Source organism: Clostridioides sp. ES-S-0049-02 (genome assembly GCF_020658465.1).
GTDB lineage: Bacteria > Bacillota > Clostridia > Peptostreptococcales > Peptostreptococcaceae > Clostridioides.
In genome coordinates this window covers 57,511-78,036 of sequence record NZ_JACVWG010000012.1, presented here as the reverse complement: position 1 = coordinate 78,036, position 20,526 = coordinate 57,511, and the positions used below count along the sequence as shown (strand labels likewise).

The window sequence follows — 20,526 nt, the reverse complement described above, 5'->3', positions numbered from 1 at the left end:
TGCGGTGAGTCCTGTTGCGCTGTAAGTGAATGTGTCTTCTGTTGCATCTGTTGGTGCTGTCAATCCATCTGCTCCTGTTGCTCCTGTTGGACCTGTTGCTCCAGGTGTCCCTGTTGCTCCTGTTGGACCTATTAAACCTGTTGCTCCTGTTATTCCTACCCCTGTTGCTCCTGTTGGACCTGTTGGACCTGTTACTCCAAATCCTGTTGCTCCTGTTATCCCTGTTGGACCTGTTATTCCATTTGCTCCTGTTACTCCTGTTGGACCTGTTGGGCCTGTTACTCCATCTGCTCCTGTATTTCCTGTTGCTCCCGTTGGACCTGTTGGGCCTGTTACTCCAAATCCTGTTGCTCCTGTCGCTCCTGTTGGACCTACTGACCCTGTTGGACCTGTTGGACCTATTAACCCTGTTGCTCCTGTGTTTCCTGTTACTCCTGTGTTTCCTGTTGCTCCTGTTGGACCCATTGGTCCAGTTGGACCTGTTGGGCCTGTTGGACCTGTTCTACCTCTTGGACCCATTGGACCTGTTGGACCTATACATGATGGTGGGCAACCATGATGACAGTCACAACTATTACAACTATCACAACTGCTATTGCAATCATCATAGTTGTTATCATGGTTATTACCATCAAATGGGCCAAAATATTTATTTCTACTCATTACTTAAAGCACCTCCTAATATATTTGAGCTTTCATGCTCTCTATATAATATGTCAAAATTAGTATTATTGTGACTTATCAATAACTTTTATATTTACTAAAATAATTTTCATTGTACAAAATAGCACTATCGTTAGGTTTGATTTCTTTTGCTTTTTCATGATAAGATATCGCTTTATCCATTTCTCCTAGTTTGTCATAGCATACACTTAATTGTATATATGGTAAGTATCCATAACAATCATTTGACTTAAATCCTCCATTAATGTCATTTTTATCTCTAGTTAATGCTACCTTATACCAAAAAATAGCTTCTTTATATCTTTGTCTATCAAACAAGTGCTTTCCTATATCACAGCAAACTTCTGCTCTTGGCTCATCAAATTCAAAGCTTCTAAATAAAGAATATAAGGCACTTTTTTCATCATTAATTAAGTAATAACATGTGGCTAAATCTCTGCAAGCACTTATACAATCCTCAATCCACCCTTTTGAAGAGTCTAAAAACTTAGTAAAACCTTCTATAGCATCTTTATATCTTGCATTATAATACAATTCTCTTGAGTAATAAAACTGATGTCTTGGCTCCAATATCCTACCTTCTGAAATCATTTTTTCAAAAATTCTGAGATTTCTTAAAGGGTCCTGTCTATGAAGTTTTTTATGTGATATTGCAATGTCAGAATAAAATATTTCTCCAACAAGAGGTATTACTTCATGAATAGGGTCAACCCATTTATAATTAGAACTTCTCTTAAATAAGCGTTCTCTATAATATGATAAAGTTGGTTTTCCGTTTTCATCAAATGATACATTGTATTTTGCCATGACCATATCAATAGAAGTATCTAAATTTTCTTTAACTTTTGATAGTTCTTTTCTATCCTCTTCTAAAATTATGTCATCTGCATCAAGCCACATTATATAGTCTTTAGAAGCTTTAGAAAATGAAAAATTTCTCGCAGCAGAGAAGTCATCTATCCATTCGAAATCGTACACCATGTCTGTATATTTTGAAACTATTTCTTTTGTGAAATCTGTGGAACCAGTATCTACAACTATAATTTCATCTACTAGATCCTTTACACACTCTAAACATCTGCCTATAACTTCTTCTTCATTTTTAACAATCATGCACAAACTTATTGTAATCATAATGTACAACTCCTTTGTCTTTTATATATTACAGACATAAGTAATATATGGTATTTACTCTTATTTTGTTATTGAAATATGGAAAATTTTTAACGACAAAAAATTAGTAGGTAAGTTTATTTATCATATATGTTTATAGTTCATTTTTATTTAATTCATAATTTAAATATATCGATTTGATTGATATGTATTTTTGCGTTACCATAAGTATAAGAATATGTAAAATTTAACCATTCATACAAGATAAAAAATAAAACTATTTTTGATAGGAGGTAAATTATGAAAAAATACTTTGAAATATTAAAATCTAGTGGAGCTGACATTGCAGTTTCAATAGACCCTAAAACGATTGTCACAGCAGCATGGACAATTTATAAGTGTCAGTTTGGTTGTAATACATATGGTCATAGTCATTGTTGTCCACCCAATACTCCAACCTATCAACAGACGCAAGCAATAATAGATTGTTACAAAAAAGCTATTTTATTTCGATGTCATAAAATGAGTATTGTTACTCCTTTAGCTGTTGAAATAGCAAGAGAACTTTTTTTAGATGGATATTATAAATCAATTGCTTTTGGAAGTGGCCCTTGTACAAAGTGTGCTAAATGTAATCCTGATACTTGTAGTTTTCCTAACAAGACTGCTCCATCAATGGAAGCATGTGGTATTGATGTTTTTGCTACAGTAAGGTCAAATGGACTTGAAATAAATACTTTACGAGAAAAAGGAGAAATTCAAAACCACTTTGGCTTATTATTAGTTGATTAAAAAAATTAATATTTTCTACTGAACTTTTTATATCAATTTTTTGTATTTATTATCTGCATAATAGTATGCAATTATATATTATAAACTTATATTTATAATCTTCTTTATCTTTTATCATAAGTTCATAGGATTTACATCTAAATTAACCCCTTATGCAAATTAACCAGTGTGGTCTATAAGTTATCATATCATTGCAACCACATTGGTTAATATCTCTAGAAAATCTCTAAACTGATATGTAAAATTACTATTTATTACTTATTTACTTGACATTTTAAAAAACTTCTTTTTTTAAACAAAAAAATAATCATGTTCATTTAAACATGATTATTTTGACATTAGTTATATACTATAAATTAAGCTTTTAAAATAATACTCTACTCACACTTCTCCATTATATGATCAATCAATCCATATTCTTTAGCTTCCTTTGCAGTCATAAAATTATCTCTATCTGTATCTACTCTAATATCTTCTATTGATTTTCCAGTATTCTCAGAAAGAATTCTATCTAATTTTTCCTTTGTTCTCAACATATTATCTACTGCTATTTTTACATCTGTTGCTTGCCCTTTAGCTCCGCCCATAGGTTGATGTATCATAATTTCTGCATTAGGTAAGGCATATCTTTTTCCTTTTGTACCTCCAGAAAGTAAAAAAGCGCTCATACTTGCAGCCATACCAATACAAATAGTTGATACATCACATCTTACATAGTTCATAGTATCGTATATAGCAAACCCTGATGTTACAGCCCCTCCTGGGCTATTTATATATATAGTTATATCTGCATCTGGGTCTTCTGATTCTAAGAATAGTAATTGAGCTACTACTAAACTTGCAATAGCATCATTAATTTCTTCGCCTATAAATATAATTCTATCTTTTAATAGTTTTGAATATATATCATAAGACCTTTCACCTTGACCTGTCTGTTCAATTACATGTGGTACTAAACTCATGCTACTTTCACCTCACAATTAATATTAAAGTTGAGATAAGAATTGATTTCATCTCTTCTTCGTTCATAACTAATACTTGTATAAGAAATACAATCTACATTTTGGATTTGATGATTTGGATTTAAAACAAATCTTTGTTGAATAGGATAAAATTCATCTTTACTTCTATATACTTGTGGAGATTCTTTATATAAAGTTTTAAATGCTAATGTGAAAGACTGGTGTGTAGCATATCCAACTGTAAGAGCTATATCTATAATGTATTTATCTGTAAATACAAGTTGTCTAGCTGCTTCAGTAAGTCTCCTTCTTTTAATATATTGATACATAGTACATCCCACAATGTTTGTAAACATTCTGTGTAAGTGATATTTTGAATAACTAGCAACATCAGCCATTTTATCTAGATTTAGATTTTCTGTAAGATGTTCTTCTATATAATCAATGATTTCCATAATTACATCTGTATTTGTTTTCAACCTCATCATCTCCTTTTAAGTATTATAACTCATACAAGAATTTTCTTCTTAATATAAATTGCTATCTTAAATTAATGACTGATATAAAAACTCAATTAATAATAAATTTATAATTTGTTGAATTGTCTTAGCTATTATTTACTAATTTTATTTTTCCTATATTCTTTCAAACCTTTATTTAATAAAATAGATTCTTCCTTATCTCTTTTACAAGTAGCAAGTGTTATACAAAGATAGATAATAAATATAGATAGTGCTATAAACAGAGTTTGAAAAATATGACCACTATCAATCCAATTACTTTTAAATGAAAACCACAGAACGAAAACAAATAGAAAAATTATATGAATTACTTGGCGAATTAGTAACTCTTTTCTACCTAGTTCTCGTTTTGAATAAAAAATTAATGTGGATAGAGATGTGACCAATGCAATTAATAAAATCTGTTGGAAAATATTTATACTAAATGTCTCATCAGGGCTAAATACTAAACAAGAAGTAAAAACAGATATTAAAACTCCTGTAGTTATCATACAAAAATAACGAACTACATACTTTAGTGTATTTATTAAATTCATATTCAATCAACTCCTTTATATCTTTAGTTTTTTCTTCAACATTGGTACATATTGGCGTGAAATAATTGTCTTTTCACCATTATCTAGTATTACTTCAAATCTACCATTAAACGCTGGTACAATTGAGTCTATTTTTGTAAGATTTAATATTACAGACTTAGATATTCTAAGAAAGTCACTATTAAAAAAAATTTCCTCAATCTGATAAAGCTTCTTCTTAAACTCATAAACATCATTTTTACAATAAAGATAAGTGTGGTTATCTACAGATTCGAAGTAATAGACATCTAAAGGATTGATACGATAGAGTTGTTCATTTTTATATGCTATAAGAGACTCTCTTTGCATCTTGATGTTAAAAATCAATTTAAGTATTTCATCATCAATATTTCTGCATCTTATTATAATTTCATCCTCTTCTCCGTCTAAGGGAGTTTCAATTATTACCTTCACTCTAACACATCCTTTCTTTTGATTTCTATAAAAAGACTATAGTATATTTTCCTACTATTAATTTCTAGCTTTTTTTCTTGATACCATAAGTATAGTAACAAAATAAAATACTATTGCAGAAATAACTAGAAACATAATATGAATTGAATTTTCAGACAAACTTCCAATACCACCAAATGTTACTCCCATATGCTCATTAAATTCAGTTAATGCATTTGTTGAATCCACAAATGTTACTTTTGATGGAGGCTCCGTAATAATTTGTCTAAGCAATACAGTCCCATGTGAAATTGGAAATAACTTTATAAGGGTTTGCACTGCTTGAGGTAAGCTTCCAATAGGTATATAAATTCCTGTCAAGAATCCAATAAGAGTACCTATAATCGTAGAAGCAGTTGAAAATGTATCTATGCTATTTAACAAATTTACAATAAAAAATATCATTGCACTAGATGATAAAACGGTTAATAAAATTACACCAATAACCTTTATAATAGAAAGCATAGGTAAAAATTGTCCCCCACTTGATACAATATATATCTCTGCAAGTATAAATGTAAATATACTCATAATTACACCAATTAAATATGAACTTAAAATATATCCTCCTACCAGCTCTCTTGTTTTAACAGGTGAACAATAAAAATCTTTGTTTCTTTTTAACTCCTTATCCAATACTGTAACTCCAAAAGAACCCATTGTTGTAGTTACAGAAACAACAGAAATAATTCCTGCCATTGCCCAACTATTCATTAATATGTCTATATCTTTAATATTTGGATAACCTTCCTTTAAATTTTCTCCTAAAAAAATAACATAGATGCCGATTACAATTATTGCACCTAAAAAAGATGAAAATACTCCTCTTTTATTTCTTAAAAAAATCATTATATTTCTTTGTGCTATATTAAACATTTTTTTCACCTCTATTTCTAACTATATTCAAAAATACATCATCTAAATTATTTGCTTTGTATTTATATTTTAGTTCATGAGGTGAACCTTTTGCTGTTATAACACCATAGTCAAGCATTACAATATAATCAGCTTTTGAAGCCTCCTCCATATAATGGGTTGTAAGAACTATAGAAAAACCATATTGTTTTTGTAATTTTAATATAGTATCCCATACACATTTTCTAGATTCTGGGTCAAGCCCTGTTGTAGGCTCATCTAGAAACAGTATTTTAGGAGTATTTAAAAGAGCTCTTGCTATATCGGCCCTACGCTTTTGACCTCCAGACAATTTACCATATGGTCTATCTATAAATTCCATAGCTCCTACAGATAAAGCAGATTTATGCACAATTTGTCTTACTTTATCTTTATTCTTGATATAAAATTTTGCACGAATTGTAAGATTCTCTCTTACTGTCAAAAGTGAATCTAGTATACTTTCTTGAAATACTACTCCAATTTTTTCTTTAATTTTATTATCCTCTACACCTAATTTATGCCCATCTATAATCACTTCTCCGCTATCATAACTCAATAACGTACAAAGAATATCAATTGTTGTAGATTTTCCAGCACCATTAGCTCCCAGTAATGCAAACAAATTCCCTTCCTCTACATAAAAATCAATCCCTTTCACAGCTTTAAAAGTATCATAGCTTTTTTGCAAATTAATTACTTCTATTATCTTATTCATACATTTCATCTACCTTCCTTAATTGATGATTTCAGAATACAATAAGTAATTTGTCCACACAATACAACTGGAAGTATGTAGTATAAATGAATATGTGAGTTGTAAAAAAACTAAAGTAAAATACATACCTAAAAATAAGATATTGTAAAAAACCTTTCCTAATACATCTTAATTTGTATGTATTATTTTTCTAAGCATTCTTACTCCCTGTTCAATTTCATCAAAATTAAGATGAGCATATCCTAGGACAACTTCATGGTCATATTCTGCTTTATTCTCAATTGCATATTGCTGTATAGGATAAACCCTGATATTTGCTTTATAAATTTGATTGATTAGTTTTTCAGTAAAAATAACATTATAAAAATGAACAACTATGTGAAGCCCAGCTACTTGACCCTTTATTTTAAATTCATTTATAAATTCAATATTCAAAATATCAATAAGATATTTACGCTTTCTATTATATAACTTCTTCATTTTAAATATATGTTTTTCCAAACCTCCATTTTTAATAAATTCAGCTAGAACATACTGAGATATAGATTCTGTATGAACATCAGAATACATTTTTAAGGATTTATAATCATCTATTATATCATCTGGCAACAACATAAATCCCATACGAATGGCTGGAGATAGTATTTTACTAAACGAACCTATATAAATTACTTTATTTGGATTAAGTTCATAGAGGGAACTAATTGGTTGACCTTCATATCTAAATTCACTGTCATAATCGTCTTCAACTATATAGCAATTATTCTCTACTGCATATTTAATAAGTTCTAGTCTTCTTTGAATTGGTAAAATACCACCTAATGGATATTGATGTGAAGGTGTTGTATATATAAAAGAAACATCCTTTATAGATTTTATTAGGTTAGTATTTATACCTTTATCATCCACTTGAATCCCAACAACTGAATATCCCACAGTAGAAATTACCTTTAACAATCCTTTGTGAATAGGATCCTCCACAATAACTTTTTGATTATTTTTATATAAAACTTGTGATATTAAAGATAGCCCTTGTGTTGAACCAGAAACAATCATAATATTTCGTGGACTACATCTAATTCCTCTAATACGAAATAAATATTGTGATATTTCTTCTCTCAATTTCCACACCCCTGCAGTACTATTATATCTAAAATCTAAGTGTGACAAATCATGTAGTATTTGTTTATATAACTTTGATAATTCTTTGCGTGGAAATAGCTTTAATTCTGGAATTCCAGAACAGAAATCTATATAATTATTTTGTTTATACTCATGTAAACTATCTCTAATTTCAGAAGTATAGTCTAACTTAAAGTCAATTTGATGGTCTAATATTACTTTGGCTATAGTTGTGCCATAGCCATGCCTTGTTTCCAAATATCCCTCTGCAATTAATTGATTATATGCATCTAACACTGTATTTCGTGATACAGAAAGTTCTTTTGCCAAAGTTCTAGATGAAGGTAGTTTTTGTTCAAAATTTAAGCTCCCGCTTAAAATCATGTCTTTTATCTCACAATAAATTTGTCTTGACAATGATATGCCACTATTTCTATTAATTGTAATCCACATTTTAATACCTCCAAAAGTGGTTCTATAAAATTACTATAAAAATGGAACTACAAAATCCATTTTTTACTTGCTAAGATTATACCATAAAACAAAAAATTAAAAGGAGTCTAAATTATGTTAGAAATATCAAGTAACACAAAGGAAATTTATCCCAATATTAAATTTGGAGTTATGATTGTAAATATGACCTATTCAACACCTAATGAAGAAAATTTTTTACTTCTTAAAAACTCTGAAATTGAAAATATTATTGCACAAAACCCTGAATACAATCGCAAAGAAAAAATTAAAACAGAGCCTCTTTCCAACTACATAAAGTATTATAAAAAATTTAAAAAAACTTATCCTGTATTACTTCAATTAGAATCCCTTTTACTAAAATCAAAAGGTATTCCAAATGTAAATCTGCCTATTCAAGCAATGTTTTTAGCAGAATTAAAAAATCTTCTTCTAACAGCAGGACATGACCTTGATAAGATAGAATTGCCTTTAAAAATAGATTTAGCAAATGAAAATGAACATTTTTATGGTATAGGAGAAAGAAAGCAAACTCTAACAAAAGACGATTTATTTTTATCAGATAACCTTGGTATACTATCTAGTATTCTTAATGGACCAGATAATCGTACACAAATTACAAAAAAAACTAAAAATATTCTATACTTTGTATATGCTCCTGATGGAATTTATGAAAAACAAATTTATAACCACCTAAGTGATATAAAGGATTATATTTTAAGTGGTTTTCCAGACTCGAAAATTGATTTAATTGATGTATTTTAATTAATATAAATATATTTTAATTAATATCAATGTATTTTAGTTAATATAATGAAAATTTAAGCTTAGCAGATATTCAAAGTATTAGTGGGTATTCTAAGTAATTAAAATAGTGAAGTATACATCATTGTTCAACTAGATATATACTTCACTAAAATTAATTTTATATAAGTATTAACTTTTTTTAAAACTTTATTTAAAAAAATAACTCATTATATATCTCATATAGATAGTTTAATTTTATATCTAAAGAGTTTCATAAGAAACAATTTCATTTAAAGGAAGACGAGTTTTATCATGTCTATTTGGACTTTCTGGTGTTCCAACTTCGTATCCTATTAGTAATATATTTACTGGCTCAATATTATCTGACAAATTAAATTCTTCTCTAATTACATCTGGATTGAAATAGCATACCCATACACTCGCTAATCCAAGTTCAGTTGCTTGTAACATCATGTGATCAGTAACTATACTTGTATCAATATCTGTAAGTTGTTTACCATCAAAAGGCCTTGTCCAAGCTTTATACTTATCCCCACATACGATAATTGCTAATGGTGCATCATATATATTCGCAGCCTTAGAAACTTTATTAAGACCTTCTTTTTCTTGTATTACAATTAATCTTTGAGGCTGACGATTCCCCCCTGTTGGAGCTACTCTAGCAACTTCTAAAATTTTCTCAAGTTTTTCTTTTTCAACCTTTTTATCCTGATAATTACGACAAGAATATCTTTTTTTTGCGATTTCAACAAAATTCATTTATTTCCCCCCTATCATTTTATTAGGCTAAGTTGATGATTTATTTAACCTATGCTATAATCTTATCACTATAATTATATATTACAATAATGTACTTTTTTGTAACATAGTACCAAAAAGGGTACTTCAAAATATATTGAGAGGTCTAAAAAAATGAAAAAATGTTCAAGTAATTACAGTTGTCCTATAGAAGCAACCCTTGCATTGATTGGTGGTAAATACAAGACACTTATTCTTTGGCATCTTAAAGATACCACATTAAGGTTTAATGAACTTAAAAAATTAATACCTAAAGCAACTGCTAAAATGCTAACTCAACAATTACGTGAATTAGAAACAGATGGCTTAATTGTAAGAGTTGTTTATCCTGTTGTACCTCCAAAAGTTGAATATTCATTATCTGATTTTGGAAAAAGCATTATTCCTATTTTAGATGTTATGTGTGATTGGGGTTCTGATTACTTAAATAATCTTTAATTTATTATAATTTAAATCCCATAGCTAATTTTACAACTTCCATATGTTCCTTAGATGTCAACATTTCTAAAAGCTTAAAAGCTACATGTGGTGCGGTTTCTGGACAATATGAAGTTATAATGTTTCTATCTACAACAATTGGCTCATTGACTACATTTACATCAAATTTACTTAACTGTTTTTGTCTTTGACCATCTTTTAAATGATATGTAGTAGCTTTACGATTTTTTAAAACACCACTTTTACCAACAGGTAAAGCTGCTACACAAATAGTAGCAATTATCTTCCCTTTTGCATCAAACTCTCTTATTAAGTCTAAAAAAGATATATCATATGCTTCGTCATAAAATCCAAACTCTTCAAATCCTCCAGGAATAGCTAATGCATCATAATCATCTACACATATTTCATCTATTGTTTTGTCAACTAATACTGGAACATTAAATGTGCTTACAACTTGCTTTTTAAATCCACCAGTTACTACATCTATATCGTAATCATAATCATTTCTAGCCCATCCCATAACATCTACAAATACACTAAATTCCATAGTTTCAAAACCTTTTGCTAAAAAAACTAAAACTTTCATATTGTATTTTCCTCCTAAAAATATGTAAGAAAGTAGGTATTAATATAATCAATATTTTAGTATATGCTTATCTAAAAAATATCTTTGATTGTATTAATTTCCTCTTTAATTGTTGATAAAACAATGGTTGTATTAGCTTTCTGGATTCCTCTAATTTTTTTCAAAGTTATTGATATAAATTCTTCAAGTTCATTTGTATCCTCTGCTAATACTTTTATTAAATAATCATATTCTCCTGAAATGTGATGACATTCTAATACAGTGTCATACTCCAACATAGTCTTCTTAAACTCTTCTATACTTTTAGATAAATCTGTATTGATAAATACGAAAGCTAAAAGTTTATACTTTGTTTTTTCTCGATTGATTTGAATAGTATACTTTTGAATTATATTTGACTGTTCAATTTTCTTTATACGCTCTGAAACTGCTGGTATTGATAGATTAACTTGTCTACTTATTTCAGAAGTTGAGGCTCTACTGTTCTTTTTTAGAGAATTAATTATTTTTAAATCTATCTCGTCTATGTCTATTCACCTCCTTAATTATTTAATATGATTTTATCTAATAATTTAAAATAAGTAAATAATTTAAATTATTTCAATAAAATTTAATGAAATATAGTATTTATCATTAAATTTTTAAACTAATTAAATACAACATACATGACACACTTAAAATATTTAAACTAAATTAAAATTAGTATTTTTATTGTATATCAACTAAATTTTTCTAAGTGTAAAGCTAATACTCTTCGAATTATTATTTTATAGTAACAAACTTTTTTATTTTATAAAAAAAGTAATGATTATAATTTATATATTTATAAAATTACAATCATTACTTAGTATTAATAATATATGTATTTCTCTATATACATATATTATATGTATCCTTTTACATACCTTTAAATTTATCTACTTCTTTAAGAAATGTATCTTTTGGCATAGGCTTTGCATACAAATAACCTTGTGCATAGTAACAATCAATACTCATTAAAAATTCTGCTTGTTCTATCCTCTCAACACCCTCACAAATCACCTCTAATCCCAAGTCATTTGCCATCTCAACTACTTTACTAATAATCTTACCTACCTTACCTTTTCCTTCAGAATTATCTAAGAGAGATTTATCTATTTTAAGAATATCTACAGAAACTTGATTAAGAAGATGTAATGAAGAATATCCAGAACCAAAATCGTCAACAGAAATTAAAAAACCAAGTTCCTTAATCTCATTTATCATATCATTTGATATACTATCATTTTCAAATAGACTTTCAGTTATCTCAAGTTCAATGATGCTTTTAGGTATATCATATTTAGTAAGCAAACTTTGTAATCTATTTATATAATCTTTTTTCTGAAAATGTACTCTTGATTGATTTACAGAGATTGAAATGGGTTTAACTCCAGAACTTATCCAAAATCTTGTCAACTTACATACTTCTTCTAACACAAAAAAATCAACATCTATAATTCCACCACTCTTTTCAAGTATAGGTATAAATTCTCCTGGATTCATAAATCCAAGTTCTTTATGATTCCACCTAACAAGTGCTTCTGCACCAATAATGTTATTTGTTCTCATATCAAACTTAGGTTGATAATAAATCTGAAATTCATTATGTTCTAATGCATAATCTATCCTATCAACAATCTCTTTTTCTTTGTTAAGACTTTCTCTAAGAGATTCATCAAAATATATAATAGATGAATTACTTCTTTTTGCTTTTCTTCTAGCAATTTCAGCATAATCAATAGCCTTTGTAATAACAATGTCTTGCTCTTTGATAATATATACTCCAAAATTTGCCTTTACTTTAATGCCAATCCCCTTAACTTCAAAGTATGAAATACTTTTACTTATATCAATAAGAGTTAATTCCAAATCTTCTTTTAAATCATAGGGTAGGAGTAAAAGGAAATGGTCTGCTTTTACATGAGCTATTAATGCCCTGTCTCCAATAACTCTATTCAAAACTGATGCAACTTCTTTTATAATCATATCTCCAGAATCTCTACCATAATTTTCATTTATGATAGCAAACTTAGATATATCAAAAGCAATTACTGTATAAAATTTTTCTCTATGCTTTTCTAGAATTCGTGGTGCTTGATCTTCAAATCCATTGTAATTCCAAACTCCATTCTCTACATCTTTAAATGCCAAATCAAAAATATGATTGGAATGTCTTTTGTTGATTGCAATAACATAAGAAAGTACTGCTATTATAACTAAAAAGAAACAAAAAGAAATTAAAACTGTTTGAACTGGATGCTGATGAATATACTGTGATAAACTAATTTTATAGTCTTGAAAAATTGTATGCTTTGCAATAATTTCTGAATACTCATCTTTATTAAGTGCATTTATTCTCTTATCCAAAATGGAATATAATGTTGGATTTATATTTTTTCCAACACCTAAAGATATATTAGTTTTATAATCATTAACTAGAATTGCTTTTAAATTATTATAATCTTTTTGTATATAGTCTTCAGCAGAATATGTATTTACAAATGCTGCATCTGCATCTCCACTTTTTACTGCATTTATAGCTTTTTCTTCAGATTTATATCTTTGAATATTGCTACCTTTATAATGTTCTTTGATATACTCATCATTGAATGTATCGCTCTCAGCAACAGCTATATTATCAATTTTGGTATTTTTATAATTTTTAGTTATAATGCTATAGTTCAATGTCATATAAGGAGATGTAATCTTAATTCCATTCTGCTCTGACCACCCATAATCTGAATTAAAAAAACATATAACATCTGCCTTTCCCTCTTTTACCATATCAATCGATTCTTTATATGAATTAGCTTTTACATAATCTATACTTAATCCAAGCTCTTTTACAATTAAATCAAATATATCTGGTACAATACCTTTAAGTCTACCTGTATCTAAATATGATAATGGATATGAGTTTGGCATACTTACTACACGTATATGATTATTTTTTTTTAAGTAATTGCTTTCTTCCCTGGAAAGAATAAATGTATCTTTATTACTAGACTGATAGTACTTACTATATAAATTAAACTTATATGCTGGATTGTCCATCTCAATATCTTCTAAAGCTTCATTTACATCTTGTAACAGTTCAGTGTTACCTTTTTTTACAATACAATAAAATGGGGATGGAGCAAATTGCGCAATTACGCTTTCATTTTTGACTTTTCTCAAACTACTAGTTAATATAGCATCTACTTTTCCACTTTTTAATGCATTTTCCAATTCTTCCTGATTTTTAAAATATTTAAATGTGTAATTAAATCCTTTTTCATTTGCAAATTTCTTTAAATGTTCATTTCTACTATTTCCATAAAGTAGTCCAACCTTTATTCCATTAAAATTTTTATAATCATTTGGTGTATACTTTGAATTTCCACTTTTTACTGTAAGTCGTGCATAACTACTTCCCATAGGTACCTCTGAAAAATCAAATTTCTCAGCACGTTCTTTTGTATATTGTGCAGAAGTAAGTAAATCAATCTGTCCATTTTCTAACATAGTTTGACACTCTTCCCATGTACCAGATACATACTCATATGTCCAGCCAGTATACTTTGCAATCTCATGAAGATATTCATATCCATACCCATTTCTATTTCCATTTTTATCATAATCATGATATCCTTCAAAATCAAAAAAACCTACTTTTATAACACGTTTTTCTGTCTTTGCAATTGATTGTATTGGAAAACACATAAATATCATACAATTAATTAAAAATACGATGAAAATCAGTCTCTTAATTGACACAAACTTTATCCCCCCTCATATAAAACCTTCCCTCAAATTATTTATAATCATTCTAATAATACATTACTTAGATTTATATCATACATAAACTTATCATTATACTTAATACTTAAAAAAATATATGTTTATCTAAGAATAAATAAACATATATTTTTAGTGATTACTCTAAAAGTATAACTTTATATAGTAATTATATATTTTTATTTATTATAATTATATAAATATCTTAGCATACCATTAAAAGTTCAACAATACTACACCTTTGATTTTATAAGTCGCAATATTTTATGAATATATTCTGCTAGGGAAAAATATGTAATTTATAGCAAGTAATAGAAAATATTAACTGTACTTAGTTTTTTTCAAGCTATTGACAAATATTTTTTTATAGCTTACAATTTTAGAGAAATTAAATATTTCGGTAGGTGAGGCTACCATAGGGATACGGGTTGCTGCCGCAAAATAGTGGAGACACTATGAGAAGGTCAACAGTTTATGTCGATTCCAAGGCATAATCTAACGCAATTTCATCGCCCTATGAAGTTAAAGCTTGAACGATGAATGAAACAGTTTGTACTGTTTTATAAATATACTTAGGTTTTTATACCTTGGTTATTTTTATATGGATTTAAATCCCTTGTCATTGTTCTTGCTTTGACAAGGGATTTTTTAATACCTATTTGTCTATTATAGGTTTATATATTTTGAATTTAGGAGGTGGAGAAAATGGACGTAGGAAGTAGTAGTAGCATAAGCCCTGTCGGGCGAAGTAGTCACTTATTTGAAGAATACATGTACTATTTTGTACGTCTTATTTCTTCTACCTGTTTTTAATAAATATAAAATAAGCGATGTGTTTTCGTCACAGGCTTATGTCTTTACTTCCTTTTTTCTGTACAAAACAGATAATTATTAAGGAGGATTTAGACATGATAAAAAAATTAAATAAAAAATTTATTACAAGAACTTCATCTAGTTCAACTTCAAAGGAACGTTTAATTGATTCAGCTACAATGAACGCCTGTATTTTATTAAACGAATATGAAAATTCTTATAATGGCTATTGTGAAAAAATGGTTAATAAAATGCAAGATAAGTACGGCAAAAATGAAATCACTCAAAAAAAAGGTGATTCTTTTATAAAAAAACTTATAAAATCTTTTATAAATCCCTTTACTATTGTACTTCTTACTTTAGCTATAATTTCCTTTATTACAGATGTTATTTTAGCAAAACCTGATGATAAAAATGCAACTACAGTTATTATAGTCTTAACAATGGTAACTATAAGTGGTCTATTGCAATTTATTCAAGAATCTCGCTCTGGAAAAGCAGCTCAAGCTCTAAGTGAAATGGTAAATACTACTATATCAGTTATGCGTAATTCTAAAGAATTAGTGGAAATACCACTAAGAGAAGTTGTAGTTGGAGATATTATCCATCTTGCTGCTGGTGATATGGTTCCAGCTGATGTACGTATATTACAGTCTAAAGATTTATTTGTTAGTCAGTCTTCTATTACAGGAGAAAGTGAACCAATAGAAAAGTTTTATAATACTAAAAAAAGTACTTCAAATAATGTTCTTGATTTAGACAACCTTGCATTTATGGGTAGTAATGTAATCAGTGGCTCAGCTATAGCTATTGTCATTGCAGTAGGTGATTGTACTATATTTGGTTCTATTGCTCAACAAATAACAAATAAAAAAACTATAACAAGTTTTGAAAAGGGTGTTAATTCAGTTTCATGGTTACTTATAAGATTTATGTTTGTCATGGTTCCAATTGTTCTCTTTGTAAATGGCTTTACAAAAGGTGATTGGACAGAAGCATTTTTATTTGCACTTTCAGTAGCAGTTGGGCTTACACCAGAAATGTTACCAATGTTAGTATCTGCAAACCTTGCAAAAGGAGCAGTTGCTATGTCACAGAAAAAGGTTATTGTTAAAAACTTAAGTTCTATCCAAAACTTTGGCGCTATGGATATACTTTGCACTGACAAAACAGGAACTTTGACTCAAGATAAAGTAATCTTAGAATATTCTCTTGATATTCATGGCAAGGAAGATAGACGAGTTCTTCGTCATGCATTTTTAAATAGTTACCATCAAACAGGTCTTAAGAACCTTATGGATATAGCTATTATCAACCATGCAAATGAAAATGGTATGCAAGAACTTTGGAAAAACTACACAAAAATTGATGAAATCCCATTCGATTTCAATAGAAGAAGAATGAGTGTAGTTGTTAAAAATAAACTAGGAAAAACTCAGCTTATTACAAAAGGTGCTATTGAAGAAATGCTATCAATTTGTACTCATGTTGAATATAAAGGTGATATTCAGTTAATCACTAATGAAATACGTAAGGAAATTCTTACAACTGTTTCTAAGTATAATGATGAGGGGATGAGAGTTTTAGGCATTGCCCAAAAAAACAACCCTTCACCTATAGATTCTTTTTCAGTTTCTGACGAAAGTAACATGGTTTTAATAGGTTATCTTGCATTTTTAGACCCTCCAAAAAAAAGTACAGCTAATGCTATAAAAGCATTACTTGAAAATGGAGTTGATGTAAAAGTCCTAACTGGTGATAATGATGCAGTAACAAAATGTATTTGTAAACAAGTAGGCATTAAAGTTAAAAATATCCTACTTGGTTCAGATATAGAAGACATGAGTGATACTAAACTTGATGAAATGGTGAAATGTACAAGTATATTTGCAAAACTTTCTCCAGAGCAAAAATCTCGTATAGTCGCATCTCTTCGTAGAAATGGTCATACGGTTGGTTTTATGGGTGATGGTATAAATGATGCTGCTGCTATGAAAGAATCTGATGTTGGAATATCTGTTGATACAGCTGTTGATATTGCTAAGGAATGTGCAAATATTATACTGCTTGAAAAAGACCTTATGGTATTAGAAGAAGGTGTTATTGAAGGAAGAAAAACATATGCAAATATTATAAAGTATATAAAGGTGACAGCAAGTTCTAATTTTGGCAATATGTTTTCTGTATTAATAGCAAGTGCATTTCTACCATTTTTACCAATGTTACCAATTCAAATTTTAGTGCTAAACTTAATCTATGATATCTCATGTATAACTATTCCATGGGATAATGTAGATGATGATTATCTAAAAATCCCAAGAAAATGGGACTCATCATCTATAAGTAAATTTATGACTTGGATTGGTCCAACTAGTTCAATATTTGATATTACAACATATATATTAATGTATTTTTTCATATGTCCAAGAGTATTTGGCGGAAGTTTTCATAGCTTAGATACTACAAGTCAACTTGGTTTTATATCTCTATTTCATGCAGGATGGTTTGTAGAATCTTTATGGTCTCAAACATTGGTTATTCATATGATAAGAACTCCACACATTCCATTTGTTAAAAGTAGAGCTTCATGGAGACTAACGCTCTTAACAACAATAGGAATTACAATTGGAACTATTATACCTTATACATCATTTGGAAATGCTATTGGTATGATTCCACTGCCAAATATCTATTTTATAGGGTTAATTTTTACTATCTTATCTTATATGGTATTGGTAACTATGATAAAAAAAATCTTTATAAAAAAATATGGAGAATTGCTATAATTTAAATATTTATATAATATATAATATATAAATATTTTAAAATATATTCAAATAAAAGAAGCTATTTACTTTTTTAAAATCTTGTAAGTAGCTTCTATTTTATTGTAATTAATTTATATCCTTTATTTTTATAATATAACTTAAACTTATTGTATTATAAAAGTTCTCGTGTAAAAATATCTTTTATATTGACTATAATTAAGTATTATGATAACATGATTTAAGCTATAATTAGTGATATATGTATTAAATTAAATGAAAAAAATCAAAAGTACAATAGTGCAATTTAAATATAAATGAATTAGAATTAATATTGAGATTAGGATGTGAATAATTATGATTTATATAAAATTAGTTAAACTTGTTAGAAAACTTAACTCTACACAAATGTATATGATGAAGCGTTGTGTAGAGGTTAATCTGGAAGCTTAAAGCTTCTATCTTCATCGGCAAATATAGGTTTAGTGTAGTTTTTTAGCTATGCTTATTTAAATTTACCTATTTGCCGATAGATATATAGATTTTATGGCCATAGATAGCAATGCTTATCTATGGCCTTTTGTTTTTCCAAAAGCAGAGGTCGGCATTTTATAATGCTATTCCTCTGCTTTTTTATTTTCATAAAATTTTTATAGTAAAAAAGGAGTTTGAATTATGAGTTTATTAAAAGTAAATAATTTATCACAATGTTTTATGGATAAATCACTGTACGAAAAAGCTGACTTTGATTTATTTAAAGGCGAACATATAGGTGTGGTTGGCCAAAATGGTGTAGGTAAAAGCACCTTAATTAAAATTTTATTAGGAGAAGTTATCCCAGATACAGGAGAGATTAAGTGGCAACCTAATATCAAAATAGGTCATTTGGACCAATATGCAGATATTAATAGAGATACAACAATATCATTGTATTTACACACTGCATTTGAAGACCTCTATAAAATAGAGAAAGAAATGAATTTGCTATATCAAGAAAGTTCTATATCTGGAAATGAGCAACAACTTATTAAGGCATCAACTTATCAAGAGCAATTAATAGCAAGTGATTTCTACTCTATAGACAATGAAATAAATAAGGTAGCAAATGGTCTTGGACTAGATTCAATAGGAATGAATCGTATTATTGGGGAACTTAGTGGAGGTCAAAGAGCAAAAGTAATTATGGCAAAATTACTACTTTCTAATTATGAAGTTTTATTATTAGATGAACCAACAAATTTTTTAGACAAAGAGCATGTTGAATGGCTTGCCAATTATCTAAATACATTTAGAGGTGCATTTATTGTAGTCTCCCATGATTTCGACTTTCTAGAAAAAATTTCCACAGGTATTCTCGATATAGAATTTGGAATGATTAAAAAGTATCATGGAAAATACTCAGAATTTCTTAAACAAAAATCACACTTAAGAGAGGATTATATTAGAAAATATCAAGCGCAACAAAAGAAAATAGAAAAAGAAGAAACATTTATACGTAAAAATAAGGCTGGTGTAAATTCAAAAATTGCAAGAGGAAGACAAAAACAATTGGATAGAATAGAAAAAATAGCTCCTCCTAACTTTACAGGAAAACCATGTATCCAATTTGCAGAAATTGAAATATCTGTGCAAAACGCACTCACAGTAACTAATCTTGAAGTTGGATACTATTATCCATTACTACCAAAATTAAATTTTTCTGTTAATGCAGGTCAAAAAGTAGTTATAACTGGATTTAATGGAATTGGTAAATCCACTTTGTTAAAAACATTGGTTAAAGATATCCCTTGTATTTCTGGAAGCTTCCTCTTTTCAGACCAGATAAAAATTGGTTATTATGAGCAGGATTTAAAATGGGAAAATCCTATTAAAACACCACTTCAAATAATGGCAGATATATATCCAAAATTAAGCACAAAGGAAATCAGACGCTCTTTAGCCAAGTGTGGTGTAAAAGAAGAACATGTTTCAAGAAGTGTTTCCACACTAAGTGGTGGTGAACAGTCTAAGGTTAAATTATGTTGTGTGATGTTGTCACCTTGTAATTTCTTGATTTTAGATGAACCAACTAACCACTTTGATGCAGAAACAAAAGATGCTTTACAAAATGCTTTGAAACAATTTAAGGGAAGTATTATTTTAGTTTCTCACGAAGAAAAGTTTTATAAAGGTTGGATTGACAAGGTATTTAATTTGAAATCGTAAATATTTTACTAAAGTATAAGCATATTAATAGGCACTCATAAATGAGT

General features: G+C 28.5%; 17 protein-coding genes, 1 pseudogene and 1 riboswitch. Of the genes and pseudogenes, 5 read left to right on the top strand and 13 right to left on the bottom strand.

What is annotated here, in order from left to right; all coding sequences use genetic code 11:
- Window positions 1–663 (bottom strand): annotated as a pseudogene (locus tag IC213_RS17600) (spore surface glycoprotein BclB); the annotation flags it as partial.
- Between the two features lie 78 nt (window positions 664–741).
- Entirely contained in the window at window positions 742–1,818 is a 1,077-nt protein-coding gene (locus tag IC213_RS17595) for a glycosyltransferase (RefSeq protein WP_227863319.1), read from the bottom strand.
- 279 nt (window positions 1,819–2,097) lie between these two features.
- Between IC213_RS17595 and IC213_RS17590 the strand changes: the two genes are divergently transcribed.
- Window positions 2,098–2,589, top strand: a complete 492-nt coding sequence (locus IC213_RS17590) for a DUF2284 domain-containing protein (protein ID WP_227435693.1) — start codon at window positions 2,098–2,100, stop codon at window positions 2,587–2,589.
- Between the two features lie 377 nt (window positions 2,590–2,966).
- Here the strand turns inward: IC213_RS17590 and clpP are convergent, their stop codons facing one another.
- From clpP to IC213_RS17555, 7 genes are all read right to left on the bottom strand, one after another.
- On the bottom strand, window positions 2,967–3,551 hold the full coding sequence (clpP, locus tag IC213_RS17585) for an ATP-dependent Clp endopeptidase proteolytic subunit ClpP (protein ID WP_227435691.1): 585 nt from the start codon (window positions 3,549–3,551) through the stop codon (window positions 2,967–2,969).
- On the bottom strand, window positions 3,548–4,036 hold the full coding sequence (locus IC213_RS17580; protein WP_227435689.1) for a helix-turn-helix domain-containing protein: 489 nt from the start codon (window positions 4,034–4,036) through the stop codon (window positions 3,548–3,550). The genes clpP and IC213_RS17580 overlap by 4 nt, the downstream gene beginning before the upstream one ends.
- 128 nt (window positions 4,037–4,164) lie before the next feature.
- Window positions 4,165–4,608 (bottom strand): DUF3021 family protein, encoded by a 444-nt coding sequence (locus IC213_RS17575; RefSeq protein ID WP_227481831.1) that lies wholly within the window; start codon window positions 4,606–4,608, stop codon window positions 4,165–4,167.
- 15 nt (window positions 4,609–4,623) lie between these two features.
- The gene (locus tag IC213_RS17570) at window positions 4,624–5,061 is read right to left on the bottom strand and encodes a LytTR family DNA-binding domain-containing protein (protein WP_227435684.1); all 438 of its coding nucleotides are present in this window, start codon (window positions 5,059–5,061) and stop codon (window positions 4,624–4,626) included.
- A gap of 57 nt (window positions 5,062–5,118) precedes the next feature.
- Entirely contained in the window at window positions 5,119–5,976 is an 858-nt protein-coding gene (locus tag IC213_RS17565; RefSeq protein WP_227481830.1) for an ABC transporter permease, read from the bottom strand.
- Complete coding sequence (locus IC213_RS17560; RefSeq protein ID WP_227481829.1) at window positions 5,969–6,712, bottom strand: ABC transporter ATP-binding protein; 744 nt, start codon at window positions 6,710–6,712, stop codon at window positions 5,969–5,971. The genes IC213_RS17565 and IC213_RS17560 overlap by 8 nt, the downstream gene beginning before the upstream one ends.
- Window positions 6,713–6,880: 168 nt before the next feature.
- Window positions 6,881–8,287 carry a PLP-dependent aminotransferase family protein gene (locus IC213_RS17555; RefSeq protein ID WP_227481828.1) on the bottom strand — a complete coding sequence of 469 codons (1,407 nt, stop codon included), beginning with the start codon at window positions 8,285–8,287 and terminating at the stop codon, window positions 6,881–6,883.
- A 114-nt stretch (window positions 8,288–8,401) separates the two neighbouring features.
- On the opposite strand from IC213_RS17555, the gene IC213_RS17550 reads away from it, so the two are divergent.
- Window positions 8,402–9,070, top strand: coding sequence for a phenylalanine--tRNA ligase beta subunit-related protein (locus IC213_RS17550; protein ID WP_227824514.1), 669 nt, complete (start codon window positions 8,402–8,404; stop codon window positions 9,068–9,070).
- Window positions 9,071–9,313: 243 nt separating this feature from the next.
- On the opposite strand, the gene IC213_RS17545 is transcribed toward IC213_RS17550, so the two are convergent.
- Window positions 9,314–9,832: a nitroreductase family protein gene (locus tag IC213_RS17545; protein WP_227863318.1), complete on the bottom strand. Its 519-nt coding sequence runs from the start codon at window positions 9,830–9,832 to the stop codon at window positions 9,314–9,316.
- A 153-nt stretch (window positions 9,833–9,985) separates the two neighbouring features.
- On the opposite strand from IC213_RS17545, the gene IC213_RS17540 reads away from it, so the two are divergent.
- Complete coding sequence (locus IC213_RS17540) at window positions 9,986–10,309, top strand: winged helix-turn-helix transcriptional regulator (RefSeq protein ID WP_227435669.1); 324 nt, start codon at window positions 9,986–9,988, stop codon at window positions 10,307–10,309.
- 4 nt (window positions 10,310–10,313) lie between these two features.
- Here IC213_RS17540 and IC213_RS17535 read toward each other — a convergent pair whose 3' ends face one another.
- The 3 genes from IC213_RS17535 to IC213_RS17525 all read right to left on the bottom strand — a co-directional run bounded on the left by IC213_RS17535 (window position 10,314) and on the right by IC213_RS17525 (window position 14,675).
- A complete protein-coding gene (locus tag IC213_RS17535) occupies window positions 10,314–10,898 on the bottom strand; it encodes a DJ-1/PfpI family protein (RefSeq protein WP_227481826.1) in 585 nt (194 codons plus the stop codon).
- Window positions 10,899–10,969: 71 nt separating this feature from the next.
- Window positions 10,970–11,416 (bottom strand): Lrp/AsnC family transcriptional regulator, encoded by a 447-nt coding sequence (locus IC213_RS17530; RefSeq protein WP_413927173.1) that lies wholly within the window; start codon window positions 11,414–11,416, stop codon window positions 10,970–10,972.
- Window positions 11,417–11,795: 379 nt separating this feature from the next.
- Entirely contained in the window at window positions 11,796–14,675 is a 2,880-nt protein-coding gene (locus tag IC213_RS17525; RefSeq protein ID WP_227863317.1) for an EAL domain-containing protein, read from the bottom strand.
- A 410-nt stretch (window positions 14,676–15,085) separates the two neighbouring features.
- A riboswitch (M-box (ykoK) riboswitch) is annotated at window positions 15,086–15,244 on the top strand.
- Window positions 15,245–15,604: 360 nt separating this feature from the next.
- Between IC213_RS17525 and mgtA the strand changes: the two genes are divergently transcribed.
- Window positions 15,605–18,295, top strand: coding sequence for a magnesium-translocating P-type ATPase (gene mgtA / locus IC213_RS17520; RefSeq protein ID WP_227863316.1), 2,691 nt, complete (start codon window positions 15,605–15,607; stop codon window positions 18,293–18,295).
- A gap of 654 nt (window positions 18,296–18,949) precedes the next feature.
- Entirely contained in the window at window positions 18,950–20,479 is a 1,530-nt protein-coding gene (locus tag IC213_RS17515) for an ABC-F family ATP-binding cassette domain-containing protein (RefSeq protein ID WP_227863315.1), read from the top strand.
- Window positions 20,480–20,526: the final 47 nt, after the last annotated feature.